We start from the raw sequence: 15,836 nt of genomic DNA on the forward strand, positions 1-15,836 counted from the left end.
GTTTTTTAACATTTTTCAATGTAAAAGTATCTTAAAATAAATTATAAATTTATTCTATTATTGTACTTTTGCCAAACTATTTTAACAAAAAAGTATATTCACTAAATATTATGGATAGGTTTTCATTTTTAAACGCAGCACACACCGAATTTTTCGCACAATTATACGATCAATATTTAGAGAATCCAGATAGCGTTGAGCCAAGTTGGAGAGGTTTTTTTCAAGGTTTCGATTTTGGGATGACTACTTACAACGAGGAGAACAAGGTTGAACAAATCGCTAATTTTGCAGCTAATAATTCAGATATTAATTTAGTATCAGATAAGCTTCAAAAGGAATTTAATGTATTGAAATTAATAGATGGATACCGTTCTCGAGGGCATTTGTTTACCAAAACAAATCCGGTTCGTGAAAGAAGGACTTCATCACCTACACTTGAAATTTCGAATTTCGGACTTTCAGCAGCAGATTTAAATACTGTTTTTGACGCGGCAAAGGTTATCAATATACAACCGTGTACGCTTCAAGAAATAATAACTCACCTTGACACTATATATTGTCAGCATATTGGGGTGGAGTATATGTACATCCGTAATCCAGAAGTGGTGGAGTGGATTCAGAAAAAATTGGGGGTTAATGACAATCAACCTAAATTTTCTTTGGACGAAAAGAAATCAATTCTGAATAAATTAAATCAAGCCGTTTCTTTTGAAAATTTTTTGCATACTAAATATGTAGGTCAAAAACGTTTTTCTCTTGAAGGTGGAGAATCAATCATTCCGGCTTTGGATGCTTTAATTGAAAAAGCAGCCGAAAAAGGAGTAGAGCAGTTTGTAATGGGAATGGCACACCGTGGTCGTTTGAATGTTTTGGCAAATATTTTTGGCAAATCAACCCAAGACATTTTTGGTGAATTTGATGGTAAAGATTACGATCAAGAATACTTTGATGGAGATGTAAAGTACCATTTAGGACTTACTGCTGACAAAGTTACAAGCACCGGAAAAAAAATCAATATCAATTTGGCTCCAAATCCTTCGCATCTTGAAACTGTTGGTGCAGTTATCGAAGGGATTACAAGAGCAAAGCAAGATAAATATTTCCCTAACGATTTCTCTAAAGTATTGCCAATCGCTGTTCACGGTGATGCTGCAATTGCAGGTCAGGGAATTTTGTATGAAATTGTACAAATGGCACAACTTGACGGTTATAAAACCGGAGGAACTATCCATATTGTAATCAATAATCAAGTAGGTTTTACGACTAATTACCTTGATGCACGTTCTTCTACGTATTGTACGGATGTTGCCAAAGTAACACTTTCGCCAGTATTACACGTAAATGCAGATGATGCTGAAGCGGTAGTTCATGCGATGTCATTTGCGTTGGATTTCAGAATGCAATTTGGCCGCGATGTATTCATCGATTTATTAGGATATAGAAAATACGGACATAACGAAGGTGATGAGCCTCGTTTTACCCAGCCGGTATTATACAAAATCATTGCAAAGCACAAAAATCCAAGAGATATCTACATGGACAAACTGCTTGCAGAAGGTTTGATAGACAGTACTTTTGTAAAAGGATTAGAGCAAGAATATAAGTCAAACTTGGAAGTGAATTTAGAAGAATCGCGTAAAAAAGATTTGACTATTATCACTCCGTTCATGAAGAATGAATGGAAAGGTTTTGAGCAAGTTTCAGATGTTGAAATGCTTAAAAAAGTAGATACTACTTTCCCAAAAGAAGGACTTACTGAGGTTGCAAACGTGATTTGTAACTTACCGACAGATAAAAAATTTATCAGCAAAATACAAAAACTGATCAACGACAGAAAAACAATGTTTTTCGAAACGAATAAGCTGGATTGGGCTATGGCCGAACATTTAGCGTATGGTTCGCTTTTAAAAGAAGGATACGATGTTCGTATTTCCGGACAAGATGTGGAGCGTGGGACATTCTCTCACCGCCATGCTGTTGTAAAAGTAGAAGATTCAGAAGAAGAAGTAACTTTGTTAAGTAATTTAGAAGGAGCAACCGGAAAATTCAATATTTTCAATTCTCTTTTATCTGAATACGGTGTTTTAGGATTTGATTATGGATATGCTTTGGCAAACCCAAATACATTAACCATTTGGGAAGCACAGTTTGGAGATTTCAGTAATGGAGCCCAAATTATGATTGACCAATACATCTCTTGTGGAGAAGATAAATGGAACAACCAAAACGGAATTGTTTTATTATTGCCTCACGGATATGAAGGACAAGGAGCAGAGCATTCCTCTGCAAGAATGGAGCGTTATTTACAACTTTGCGCCAGACATAATATGTATGTTGCCGATTGTACAACGCCAGCCAACTTCTTTCACTTGTTGAGAAGACAAATGAAAACAACTTTCCGTAAACCGCTTATTGTGTTTACACCAAAGAGTTTGTTGCGTGATCCAAGAGTAGTTTCTTCTGTTGAAGAATTTGCAACAGGAAGTTTCCAGGAAACATTTGATGATGAAACAGTGAATAAAGCCGATGTGAAAACATTAGTTTTCTGTACCGGAAAATTCTATTACGACATTACTGCCGAAAGAGAAAACAATGGTCGTAAAGATGTAGCAGTTGTTAGGATCGAACAATTATTCCCATTGCCTGTTGAGCAATTAAAAGCGATTATTGCTAAATATCCAAACGCTGATGATTATGTTTGGGCACAAGAAGAGCCAAAAAACATGGGAGCTTACAGTTACATGTTGATGAATTTCGATTTAGTAAAATGGAGATTGGCTTCACTAAAAGCCTATGCAGCTCCAGCGGCTGGAAGTTACACTAGAGCAAAACGTCGTCAGGCCGATGCGATAAAAATGGTTTTTGATAAAAATTTATTTAGATAGAAAAAAGTTTAAAGTTTAAGGTTTAAAGTTCCATTTGTAGAACTTTAAACCTTAAACTTTAAATGATTTAACTTTAAACTTTAAACTAAAAGAAAGATGATTTTAGAAATGAAAGTCCCATCACCAGGGGAATCTATAAAAGAAGTTGAAATTGCAACTTGGTTGGTAAAAGACGGAGATTATGTAGAGAAAGACCAAGCAATTGCTGAGGTTGATTCTGATAAAGCAACATTAGAATTGCCAGCAGAAGCAAGCGGAATCATTACTTTAAAAGCAGAAGAAGGCGATGCAGTAGCAGTAGGAGCGGTAGTTTGTTTAATCGATACTAGTGCAGCAAAACCAGCAGGTGATGCACCAGCAGCAGTTGAAGCTCCAAAAGCTGAAGTTAAAGCAGAAGCACCAAAAGCGGCTCCGGTAGCAGCAGCTCCAGCAGCAACTTACGCTTCAGGAACTCCATCTCCAGCAGCAAGAAAAATATTAGACGAAAAAAATATAGCGCCAGCTTCCATAACAGGAACTGGAAAAGACGGAAGAATAACTAAAGATGATGCAGTAAATGCTGTGCCTTCAATGGGAACTCCTACAGGTGGTTCTCGTGGAACAGAGCGTACTAAATTATCTATGTTGCGTAGAAAAGTGGCTGAAAGATTAGTTGCCGCTAAAAACGAAACAGCAATGTTGACTACTTTCAACGAAGTAAATATGACGCCAATCAACTTGATTCGTAATGAATACAAAGATGCCTTCAAAGCAAAACATAGTGGAATTGGTTTAGGATACATGTCTTTCTTTACTAAAGCAGTAACCAGAGCATTAAAATTATTCCCGGATGTAAACTCAATGATGGATGGTGATCATAAGATTGCTTTCGATTTTTGCGACATTTCAATTGCGGTTTCAGGACCAAAAGGATTAATGGTTCCTGTAGTTCGTAATGCTGAAAACTTGACTTTCCGTGGAGTTGAAGCTGATATTAAAAGATTGGCATTAAAAGCACGTGACGGACAAATCACAGTTGATGATATGACTGGCGGAACGTTCACGATTACTAACGGTGGTGTTTTTGGAAGTATGTTGAGTACGCCAATTATCAATCCTCCACAATCAGGAATCCTTGGAATGCACAACATTATCGAGCGTCCAATTGCTGTAAACGGTAAAGTGGAAATTCACCCAATGATGTACGTAGCGTTGTCTTATGACCATAGAATTATTGATGGGCGTGAGTCTGTTGGGTTCTTAGTAGCAGTTAAAGAAGCGTTAGAAAATCCAATGGAATTATTGATGGATAATAATCCTAAAAAAGCGTTAGAGTTGTAAAATTGGTTTTATCAATTTTATAAAAATATATTTTAATCCCGCCTTGTTTTGTAACAGGGCGGGATTTTTTTTGCTGGTGAATTATTGAACTATAAATATGTGATTATTTTTGGTTTTTATTGCGATTATGATTTTTAATTACATAATTAATTATATTTTATTTAAAAACAGGTGTATTGTTTTAAGGATTAACCATAACATTACCACAACATTTCGTGTTTAGATGCTGTTGTGCTTCTTTTTTATGCCTCATAAAATAAAGTTAAGTCTCAGTTATAGTAGGATTTTAGGCTGTTTGTGTCTGTAAAATTTCTTTGTTGTGCTGTATAGTTTTTAGATAGGTCTCATTTTAAATCACAACACAATACATTCATAAATTTGAGAATAACTAAACCTCAAAATTATGAAGAACTTTACTTTATTTATTTTCCTGTTGTTTTTTTTAACAGGATTCTCACAAAATGCACCAGTCACCTTTGAGAACGGAGAATTCGGTTCCACATGGTCGTTTACTACTTTTGAAAATGGAACTGGAGCTGGTTATTCTAAAGTTTCCAATCCATTCCCTGGAGGAATAAATAGCTCAGCAACGGTTGGGAAATTTATAGCTGGCAGTAGTGCTTCTGGAGCTGCTCCTTATGCCGGATTTGAGACGGCCCATGCTTCGGGAGTCAATGGTATTGGAACTTTTACTTTGAGCGCATCCAACAGCATTGTTAAAATAATGGTTTATAAATCAGTTATTAGTGATGTAGGTATCAAATTTGCAATAGGAAATGGTGGCGCACAACAAGAAATTAAAGTAGCTAACACTAAAATCAATGAATGGGAAGAACTAACTTTTGATTTTTCAGGAAAAATAGGATTGTTTGAAACTATCAATATTGATCAAATCATATTCTTTTTGGATTTCAATGCTAGAACAGCGGAAACGACCAATTATTTTGATAATGTAACTTTTTCAGCAAAACCAGCAGCAACTGTGCCAACTGTTGCTGCGCCAACACCGACTGTTGTATCCACGGACGTTATCTCGTTATTCAGCAATGCTTATACAAATGTTACTGTTGATAATTGGAGAGCAGATTGGGGACAATCAGGGAATGTTTTGTCTGATATTCAAATCGCTGGAAATGACACTAAAAAATATACGGATTTAAGTTATTTTGGAGTAATTACTGAAGCCAATAAAATTGATGCTTCAGCTATGCTTAATTTTCATATTGATGTTTGGACTCCTGATGTTACAACTTTTAAAATTAAAATAGTCGATTTTGGAGCTGATGGTGCATACCAAGGCGGTGACGATAAGGAGTTTGAAATCACCCGCACCTTAACTTTAAGCGGATGGAATAGCTTAGAGATTCCGCTTTCTCAATTTACTGGTTTGACGACAAAAGCACATATTGCACAGTTCGTTTTCTCAGGTTCAGCAGGAACAATTTTTATAGATAATGTATATTTTAATAAGGTCGCAATAGTAGCTCCACCCGCTGCAGCGCCTTATGCACCGGTTACCTTTGAAACTGGTGAATATGGGTCTACTTGGGTCTTGACTTCTTTTGATAATCCATCGGGAGGCTCAACAGCTTCTTTGTTAGCAGCAAATCCTAATAAAACAGGAATTAACACTTCAAACACAGCAGCTAAATTTACTGCTTTGGTTGCCGGTGCTTGGTATACTGGTTTTGAAACGGCTCATGCTTCTGGTACAAATGGTATTGGAACGTTTACGTTGAATGAAACCAATAGTACGATTAAAATGATGGTGTATAAAGATGTAATCAGCAAAGTAGGTATTAAGTTGGCACGCCCTGATGGCGGTTCTACCGGAGAAATAACAGTTACCAATACTAAAATTAATGAATGGGAAGAATTGACATTTAATTTTGCAGGAAAAATAGGAGAAGGAGTTTCCACCGGAATTGATCAAATTATTGTTTTTCCTGATTTTATTCCAGAAGGAACCACAAGAACGGCTGATCATGTATGTTACGTTGATAATATTACGTTTTCTGCAAAAATAGCTGCTCCAGTTGCCGCAACTTCGCCAACAGTAGCTGCACCTACTCCTCCGACACGAGTTGCTACGGATGTGAAATCTATTTTTAGCGATGCTTATGCCGTATACAAAGCAGGTGACTGGTGCAAATGTTGGGGTCAGTCTACTGATGTTACCGATGAACTTATTGCAGGCAATAACACAAGAAAATTAAGTAACTTCAACTATCAAGGAATTACTTTACCCGGTGCTGAGGTTTTTGATCTTTCTGATATGACAACGATGCACGTAGATTTATGGTCTTCAAGTGCAACTTCGGTAAAAATTAATCTTATCAATCAAGGTCCTGTAGAAGCCGGTGTAACATTGACAATCGCAGCGGGATGGAATAGTTTTGATATGGTTTTAAATGCTGCTAATTTCCCCGGGATAAACTTTAGTACTGTTTTTCAAATGAGTTTGTCATCTGTTCCTACCGGAACAACGGTTTATTTGGACAATTTTTATTTTTATAAATCAACCGTAGTAGTAACACCAACGGAACCAACCGTTGCAGCGCCTACACCAACTAGTGCTTTAGCAGATGTTATTTCTATGTTCAGTAATGCTTACACGAATGTACCTATTACTACTTGGAGAACGGATTGGTCCGCAGGAAGTAATTTAACTGATTTGCAAATTGCGGGAAATGACACTAAAAAGTATACTAATTTGAGTTATTTTGGAGTAGATGTTACCGGAACAATAGATGCGACTCAAATGTTATATTTTCATATCGATGTGTGGACGCCAGATTTAACAGCTTTCCGAGTTAAATTAGTTGATTTTGGTGCAAACGGAGTGTATCAAGGAGGCGATGATGTAGAGTTTGAAGTTACTCGCACGCCAACATTGTCAGGATGGAATAGTTATGATATTCCTTTGTCAGAGTTTACAGGGTTAACCACCAAAGGACATATTGCCCAATTAGTGTTGTCTGGAGCACCAGCGGGGACGGTTTATATTGATAATGTCTATTTCAGTAAAACAGTTTCTAACTTAAGTGTTGCTAATTTTGAAATTTCAAAAGTGATAATGTATCCAAACCCAGTTACTAATTATTTGACAATTGAAGCGAATAGTGCCATCGAAAAAGTAAGTGTTTATACTGTTTTAGGTCAGGAAGTTTTAGTAAAAAGTCCAAAAAGTAATTCCACAACTATTCAAACAAGTCAACTTTCAAAAGGAGTTTATATAGTAAAAACAGCTGTAGATGGAAAAATAACCACCACTAAAATGGTTAAAGAATAAATTTGTTGAGGTTTGTAGTAGGAAATAGAGCGTATTGATTTTCGATACGCTCTTTTCTTTTATTTCAACAAATACAAATAATGGTTGTAATAATCCACAATCGCTTTCCCTTTCATTAAAATATCAGCCCCTATAATGCCATGAACCGGTTTGGTCTTGTGTTGTGTTAGCGCTTCATTTACATGAGATAAATCAAAAATAACGAGTTCAAAATCAGAATCTTTCCAAGTGCCAAGTTGCAATTGATTTTTTAAAGCCAGTTGCGTAAACATTCCTGTGGCTCCTGCACCAGCGGCTTTTGTCTTTGATTTTTTGGCTTCCAATAAAAACAAATCGACACTCTCAAATCCTACACAGCTGTTTGAAGCTCCTGTGTCTAGAATGAAGTTGCCTGTTACACCATTGATTTTTGCTTTTATCAAAAGATGCTGTGTTTTAGTTATCTTAAATTTCACTTTTCTGTAGTTTTCTTTTTTAAGAATATCGTGTAGGTTCTTCATTATGCTGAATTTATTTCAGTGATTTATTTCTGTTTTACAAAGATACATGGAGTTGTTGAAGGAATTGTAAGGATCTTTTATCTTAAGGGCAGATTTATGAATAAATTTTCTTAAAGGTCTGATACCAATTTTTTACCAATTTAGTTTTTGGAAATTGGTGTCAAAAAGTTGGAAGAAGTCTTTGATTTGATACTGCTTTTATGGGTATTGAAAATTTTAGAAACAAAAAAAGTGACAAATAAATTATCACTTTTAAATTAAAATTGAATGGTAGTCTTGTTTCTTTAGTTCGTTCTCCACAGATTTATAGTGCCATGTGTGCTACTTGCAACAACGGTTTGGTCATCAGGACTAAAACATACTGATTTGATATAGTTTTTATGACCAATGAGTACTTTTAAAAGTTTACCTGTAGCGATTTCCCATAGTTTTACTGAATGATCAAAATTTCCTGTGACTAATTTTAGCCCGTCGTGGCTTATGGCTAAACAATCTACACTTTGACCATCTATAATAGTATTAATAAGTGTGCCATTGTTTGCATTCCACATTTTAATAATTCCTTGATAGGGATCTTTGTTAAATCCACTTGTAATTATTGTCTTGCCATCAGGGGTGAATGAAGCATCAGTAGCATATTCTAGGTCTTTTTGATAATTATGAATGTCAAAATTGCGTATTTTAGTTCCGCTACTAGTATCCCAAAGTGAAATTTCTTGATTATCAGCAACCGCAATAAGGGATTGGTTATCAGGACTAAATTCGATAGAAATTATAGGGCTTGTTCTTGATATTGGTATTAAAATTTCTTTACTTGAATTTGTATCACATATTGATATTGATCCATAAGTACCCAATGCTATTAAATTTCCATTGGGGCTAAATGCGAGAGAATAAACACCGGCAGTTTTTTGACTTACTCTTTTCATTACTTTTCCTAGAGCAATATCCCAAAGTTTTGGTAATGAACTTTTTTGACCAGAGATAAAAGTATTTCCGTCAGGACTGTAAGCAACTTCTGTTACTGGGTAAACCACACCTGAACTTACTTTTTCTGCAGGAAAATTATTAATTTCTTTCCTGGTTGCAATATCCCAAAAGCGAATGGTTCCATCATCGCCTGACGAAAGTATTTGTTTTCCATCTGGGCTCACACAAACGGTATTAATTGGGAAAGTGTTATTGGCAGAAAGCATTGCAAAAGGACTTATTTGGGGTGCTGTTATTACTTTTGAAATAATTGCTTTTTTGACTGTTTTAGTCTTTTTTTTCTGTGCCTGAATTTGGGTTACTCCAAAAACTAATAGGATAAGGATGAATATTTTTTTCATATTTCTTATAAATTAATAAAACGGATTCGTTAAATGAAGCCGTTTTAGAATAATGAATTATTTGCTACTATTTTAGAATCTCAATAGCTCCGATAGTTATATCTGGTTTTGGTGTTACACCATTTACCATTCGAGCATTACTTGTACCCATTGATCCATATTGAGTTTGTCTTGACCATACGCCACAACATTTTACATAATGAGTGATTTTAAAACAACTATTGTTTGGTAATCCACCGTAATAAAACCCATAAGGCGCTGCTGTACCTGCTGTAACTCCAGTTCCCGTTCCTATATTTGCAAAAACACCTGTAGCAGTAACATGAGCGCCCGCAGCAGTTGTACCGCCCGTAATTTCATTTAATAAAATAGGAGATCCTGGTATAGTACAATTTGGATAAGTGCCGTTATATGAAATTCCCCAATAATGCTCAACTCCTGAAGTAGTAGTAGGCACTGCATTGATATTTAGCAATCCGTTTGGCATTTGAACTACCGATATTAAAAATGCAGGAGAAGAATTCAATGGAGCAAGTGCCGTTATTGTTTTTGTACTTATGTATCGTTTTTTTCCACAACTAATTGTAAGACTTAATGTATATGTTCCCGCAGGGATTGAATTAAAAGAAATACTATTTGTACCTTGACCAGTAAATGGGATTGAAGGAGAAACGGCCCATGTTGTGGTGGCTCCAGGACAATTTGAAGTAGTGTATTGTGCCGATGCTCCACATTCTACTTTTTCTAAACCTGCTATTTGAGGTTTTGTAGGCAAATTATAGGCCTTGTCACAACAAAAACAGTCTTTTGGGGAGTTAGAGTCCCATGTTCCTTCTGAGTCTTTTGGATTCCCAATATCTACTAGATCACCATCAGCAGTTTTGCATTGCCAACAAAAATTATCAAAATTTATTGTTTCAGATGGATCCCCATTATAATCTGTTGCCAAAGCAAAACCTGTTACATTCTGAATAAGATTATCCCAAGCTGTACAAGCAGCAGCACCTGTGAGTTTTCCGTTTTCGTTCACAATTTCCCATTGCCCAAAAGAGTTAGATGGTAACTGACCTCCTGAAGAAAGTCCAACGGGTAACGACCATGTTTTCCAAACACCATTTGCGATAATAGGAAACGACGGGTTTGGAATAAGCCATGCTCTTAAATAATGTTGTCCAAAATTGGCTTGATTACCTGAAAGAGTTATAGAGTTTCCTTGATAAAGCCAAACAAGTGGCGATTTTGCGATAGGCATACCTGATGATACATTATATGTTGCCATATAGTCAAAACTTAAGCATTGCCCAAAACCTTTTGTTATCCAGTTTCCTGAAAAATCAATATAATTTATGGCAAACGAACCGTGTTGATCATCTGTAAGTTGTAAATAGTTTTTATGGAGAACATCTGTAGCTTTTGCAACTGTCGCATTAAATGGTTTCCAATTGTTAAAATTGTAATTTCCTTCATGGTCAATACATGTTTGCGCTTGTAAACTTTGTCCTAAAAACAAAGTAATTATAATTATTTTTAATTTTTCTGTAATGTTTCTCATAATGATTTAAATGTTGTTAAGTTGATACTAAAATAATTTTTGATGTTGAATCTGGTGTGAATTATAAATTAGTTGTGAAATACATATTTTAGCGTTACAGCACACGTTTTATCTGCTGTTCGTAACTAATATTTTATATTTTGGGAAACAACAGATGTAGAACAATAAAAATAGAGTCTATGTTTTTTTTATAATTTCTATTTTGATAGGTGGAGTTGTTTAATTTTATGCTTGAACTTATGCCTCTTTATTATCTACCTCCAAAACCCCACACTACTCCAAAATTTAGTCCTAAAGCACTATATTTTGAATCACTTGAAGCGGTAGTGTATGTCCCTGCATCCATTTGTGCAACGCTGTAAACGGTTTGAGTATCGGAATCCCTTTTAGGCTCAAAAGTACTAGTGTTGTTTTTGGCAGTCTGTCCAATTAAATAATTTACTTCGGTCCAAACACCGATGGTGCTATTAATCATATAAGTTACCCTAGCTTTTGGTATAAAACCAACTCCAGAAATTTTAGTTTCGTTTTGCGAAACTAAAACATAAGTCTTGGTATAGTCAGCCATTGCACCTCCACTAATCAGGGTGGTTTGTGTCGCTTTAGATTCGTTTTGTTTTGAACCAAAATACCCTAGTTGAAAAATAGGACTTAATACAAAATGATTGGCAAAATGAATATTAAATTGCGGGCCAGCACCAACAAAATAATTTGAATTTTTGCTGTCTCCAGACGATGTGACTACACTCGAAATTTGATTGGTAATTAAATAAAGTTCTGGCAAATAACTTTTAAACGGATCGCTATTTCCAGTGAAATATTGACCTCCGATATTAAACCCAATCGAAAATCCTGGCTTGCGAAGTATAGTTTGCGAATAATCTAACGTTAAGCCTGATGTTTTTCCAGAATAATTTCCAGATGACTTTTGGTTGCTGTTTACATTAGGATTATTAAAACCTCCACCAAGATAAATTACTTTGTAATAGCAACAGCCACGTTGATGTGTGTGTGATTTTACCCCTTGATCCTTAATCCCTTTAGCGGTTTCTTGTGCTTGTGAGATTTGTGTGAGTACTGTTATTGCAAAAAGCATTTTGAAGATTTTTCTCATAGTTTTAAGATTAAATATCTTATAAAACTATGGGAAACAGGATAAACAAACCTAAACCTTTTAGAATACGGTAGGTTTCATTTAGGTAACGGTAAAAAAAGTACTTCTATTGAAGAATTGTTACCACAATTATCACTTTATGCCCTTTACGAATGGCATCAGGAAACGCATCTTGTTGTTTTATAATAAACACTTTTTCAGGATAAGATTGTTGTAAAATCTCCATTCTTTCATTAATAATTACAATCCCTTTTGAAATGTGGCTTGCATTATTTGGAGTGCTCATTTTAGGACTAGTGTGAGTAATCCCATAACCGTTATCAATAATTTCGATGGTTAACACCTCTTTTTTTAAGCGAAAATTCAAATCAATCTTTCCGTCATTTTCCTTTAAATGTGAAACACCGTGCAGAATGGCATTTTCTATAAAAGGTTGCACAATCATATTAGGTATTTTAATTTGATTGATGTCAATCTTATCATCAATGTTGAAATTAAAATCAAAATTATTAAATCGTACTTTTTCTAGTTCTAAATAGATTTTTAATCGTTTGATTTCATCCTCTAAACTAATAAAAGGTTCTGATGCGTGTGACAAAAACAACCGAACCAGTCGCGCTAGTTTTCCTAAATGCTCACTGCTTTTTTCTTTTTGATTGCTGTTTACAAAATACTGGATTGCATTGAGTGAGTTAAATACAAAATGTGGATTCATCATTGCCGAAAGTGCACTTTGACGCAATTCGGCAACTTTGTTATTAGTGATAATTTCCTGCTGTTTATTGCGCTTTATCTTTGCAATTTGATGGCGATAAATGAAATAAATTAACCCCACAACTAGTATATTTACTACTAGAATAAACCACCATTTCAGATAGAAAGGGAAAGCTCTATTGATCTGAATTTTATTGGTCGCCCAATCTGAATTGACGTCCTTTACACGAAAAATTAGTGTATTTTTTCCATAAGAAAGTGATTGGAAATCAACAGTAGTGCTTTGTGAATTTGTCCATTCAGTAGTGTTGATTTTATATTGAATGATTTGATTTTTAGGTGAATTATAATTTTGAATTGCCAGTTTTATCTTGACTAAATTTTGATACGAGGGTATTTCTAATTTCTTAATTTTTGAGTCATAATAAAATATATCAAATATTGGTTTGTCTGATTTTTTTTGAAGTAATAAGTTGTTTATTTTTCCTAAGCCATCTTTAGTGGCAACTAATAACTCATTATTAAAAAGGGCTACATTGTATACATCGTTGTTGGGCAAAAAATTGTATTTATTCAAAACTTGATTTCCATTTGCACTTATTTTAAATAATCCATTATTAGCGCATAGATAAACAGCCTCGCCAATAGGTTTTATTTTATGAATAACATCGATATTCACATTATTGATTTGGGTAATCCTATCTACAATTTTTTCATTATAAACTTTATAAACACTATTGTTTGCAGCAATCCACATGGTGTCTTTTATAAAAATAAAATCTTCGATGTATCCTTTGATGTTAAATTTTAAATCCCGTTTTTTATAAATAAAATGGTCATTAAAAGTTCTAATATTTATTTTTTCGGAATTGTTAAAATAGTATTCATTTTGGTGCAAAATAATTTGTTTTATTTTTTCTTTTTTTTCAATTTTTGAATTAATTGATTTGCAATCATATTTCCCTTTTATTGAAATGTTTATAGATGAATTTCCTGCAAAAACATAATGTTTATCTTTTTCATTTTTTAAAAGTATTTTACCAGTAACTTTTAACAACTGTAATTTTGTGTCCCAGTGTATGGGCTCATTTATGGGTAGGTATAAAATGGGGACTTTATTATAGTTGCCAATTTTAATTTCTAAGGATGAGTTCTGTAAAAGATTTAATGTCTCGTTTTTATAGGAGTACAATCTAAATTTTGAAGAAACAAACAATGATTTTTTATCTTTTGAATGGGCGAATCCGTTGAAATAGTTTTCTTTATTTTTAAATCGAAAAGCCGTTATTAAAGTATTTGGAATGCAAAAAAGCCCATTTTCATTGGTAGCAATCCATATTTTTCCTTTTCTGTCGCAATACAAAAAATTAATATTTTCAGTTGTGTTCAGTCCTAAATTCTCGCTAATGGAATTCCAGTTGTTGTTTTTTAAAATAAAAAGTCCCTTGCTCTGAATACTTAACCAGCAATTGTTTTGAGGATCTACAATAAAGTCATTTTTGTAAATTGGATTCACTGATAGGGATTGGGGTAGTTTTATTTTTTTTAAAATGACCCCATTAAAATCTATCGAAAAAAGAAAATTTTCCTCAAGAACCCAAACGTCATTTTTTGTAAAAACCACTTTATGTACAAATTTAACTTCATTAGGTATCGGAACTTTATATTTATTATAAATTAAATGATTGTTTAAAACTTGAATTTCTTTCTTGTTTTGAACTAATATGGGTGGCGCTATTTTTTTTGGAATTTTAAAATTTTTGGACTTTGTAACCTTCCAGTCACTTTTGCTTACCTCGTTGTATGTGTAACATTTATTGGCATATCTATTTTGCAAAGTGTAAAGAAAAAACTTATCCTTGGTCTCTATAATTTGGGTGTAGTACTCTGAAAATATTGTAGTGTTTTGAATCTTATTATTCTCGTATTTTTGAAGTTTTTCTCCATAATTAATAAACCAAATCACTCCTTTTTCGTCTACCGAAACCCAAACAATGTAAGGATTTATTAATCCGTCTTTTACATTTAAGGTTTTGAAATTATTTCCGTTGAAGAAAGTCAAACCATTGTCTGTTCCTAAAATAATTTCTCCATTATTGTTTTCTGTAATACAATAAATAGAATTGGTTGGCAAGCCGTCATCAGTAGTAAAATGGTTGAATTTATATTGAATTTGAGCATTGGAAAATGATGAAAAAACCGTTGTAAATAATATTAAAAATACACTTTTCATTAATTATTTTTTTAAAAAAGTATTCAATGATTTGTAATTTCTTCTAGAAACAGGTAATTGTGTTCCTTCATTTAATTCAAGGAAATAGGCTTCTTTTGATAATGTTTTAGATACAAAATTCAGATTCACAATAAATGATTTGTGAATTCTAAAAAAGTCATTTTTTAAAATGCTTTCAAAATGCTTTAAGGTTTTAGCAACTGTTATTTTTCTTTTTTTTGTTAGATAGATAGTTGTTATATTATCAAAGCCCTTTAGATATAAAATTTCATCAAAATCTAAAATTGATTTCCCGCCTTCGTAAGTTAGGGTTAGTTTATTTACAATCTCAGGTTTGCATATTTCAGATACTTTGGTAATAGCGATCCTTAATTCCGAAATGAGTATGGGTTTCAAAATATAATCTATGGCTCCAACACGAATGGCATTTATTGCAAAATCTTCGTGAGCGGTGACAAATATTACCTGAAAGTTTCTCACCGGAAAATGAGCTAATAAATCGAATCCATTCTCTATCGGCATCGATATATCTAGAAATAGTAATTGAATAGGATTGTTCTCTATAAATAACTTTGCATCCTCAGTAGTTTGAAATAATCCTAGAATTTGGATTTCTGGGAAATTTTCAATCAAGATAATTTCTAAATTTTTGAGATTTAGGATTTCATCATCAACAAGTATAGTTTTTATTCGTGTCATATATTTTCTAAATATAAAAAAAAGTGATGAGCAAATCATCACTTTAGCTTATTTCTTTTTAGGATTTACTCAACAGAATTGATTAGGGCTACTATCTAATTTTGTGTTCTCAAAATGTTTTGGTTAAGGCCGTTTTAGTAGTTTTAATTAAAATAACGATCTGATATTGTGGTTTAATTTAAAACAGTAGTGTAAT

General features: G+C 33.8%; 9 protein-coding genes. 3 read left to right on the top strand and 6 right to left on the bottom strand.

Annotation, left to right across the window (positions count from 1 at the left end; all coding sequences use genetic code 11):
* Positions 1 to 110 precede the first annotated feature (110 nt).
* The 3 genes from QLS31_RS05725 to QLS31_RS05735 all read left to right on the top strand — a co-directional run bounded on the left by QLS31_RS05725 (position 111) and on the right by QLS31_RS05735 (position 7,497).
* Complete coding sequence (locus QLS31_RS05725; RefSeq protein ID WP_282743066.1) at positions 111 to 2,885, top strand: 2-oxoglutarate dehydrogenase E1 component; 2,775 nt, start codon at positions 111 to 113, stop codon at positions 2,883 to 2,885.
* A gap of 96 nt (positions 2,886 to 2,981) precedes the next feature.
* Positions 2,982 to 4,205, top strand: a complete 1,224-nt coding sequence (gene odhB, locus QLS31_RS05730) for a 2-oxoglutarate dehydrogenase complex dihydrolipoyllysine-residue succinyltransferase (RefSeq protein WP_282743067.1) — start codon at positions 2,982 to 2,984, stop codon at positions 4,203 to 4,205.
* A 403-nt stretch (positions 4,206 to 4,608) separates the two neighbouring features.
* Positions 4,609 to 7,497: a T9SS type A sorting domain-containing protein gene (locus tag QLS31_RS05735; protein WP_282743068.1), complete on the top strand. Its 2,889-nt coding sequence runs from the start codon at positions 4,609 to 4,611 to the stop codon at positions 7,495 to 7,497.
* Positions 7,498 to 7,556: 59 nt separating this feature from the next.
* Here QLS31_RS05735 and QLS31_RS05740 read toward each other — a convergent pair whose 3' ends face one another.
* The 6 genes from QLS31_RS05740 to QLS31_RS05765 all read right to left on the bottom strand — a co-directional run bounded on the left by QLS31_RS05740 (position 7,557) and on the right by QLS31_RS05765 (position 15,640).
* Entirely contained in the window at positions 7,557 to 7,997 is a 441-nt protein-coding gene (locus QLS31_RS05740; protein WP_282713527.1) for a retropepsin-like aspartic protease, read from the bottom strand.
* Positions 7,998 to 8,281: 284 nt separating this feature from the next.
* A complete protein-coding gene (locus tag QLS31_RS05745) occupies positions 8,282 to 9,328 on the bottom strand; it encodes a WD40 repeat domain-containing protein (RefSeq protein ID WP_282743069.1) in 1,047 nt (348 codons plus the stop codon).
* A gap of 67 nt (positions 9,329 to 9,395) precedes the next feature.
* Positions 9,396 to 10,880, bottom strand: coding sequence for a hypothetical protein (locus QLS31_RS05750; RefSeq protein ID WP_282717670.1), 1,485 nt, complete (start codon positions 10,878 to 10,880; stop codon positions 9,396 to 9,398).
* Positions 10,881 to 11,130: 250 nt separating this feature from the next.
* A complete protein-coding gene (locus QLS31_RS05755) occupies positions 11,131 to 11,994 on the bottom strand; it encodes a hypothetical protein (RefSeq protein WP_282717668.1) in 864 nt (287 codons plus the stop codon).
* Between the two features lie 106 nt (positions 11,995 to 12,100).
* Positions 12,101 to 14,941 (bottom strand): histidine kinase, encoded by a 2,841-nt coding sequence (locus QLS31_RS05760; protein ID WP_282743070.1) that lies wholly within the window; start codon positions 14,939 to 14,941, stop codon positions 12,101 to 12,103.
* A 3-nt stretch (positions 14,942 to 14,944) separates the two neighbouring features.
* The gene (locus tag QLS31_RS05765) at positions 14,945 to 15,640 is read right to left on the bottom strand and encodes a LytTR family DNA-binding domain-containing protein (protein ID WP_282743071.1); all 696 of its coding nucleotides are present in this window, start codon (positions 15,638 to 15,640) and stop codon (positions 14,945 to 14,947) included.
* Between the last annotated feature and the right edge of the window lie 196 nt (positions 15,641 to 15,836).

The sequence above is a fragment of the Flavobacterium sp. XS2P24 genome (assembly GCF_030010285.1).
GTDB classification, from domain to species: Bacteria; Bacteroidota; Bacteroidia; order Flavobacteriales; family Flavobacteriaceae; genus Flavobacterium; species Flavobacterium algoritolerans.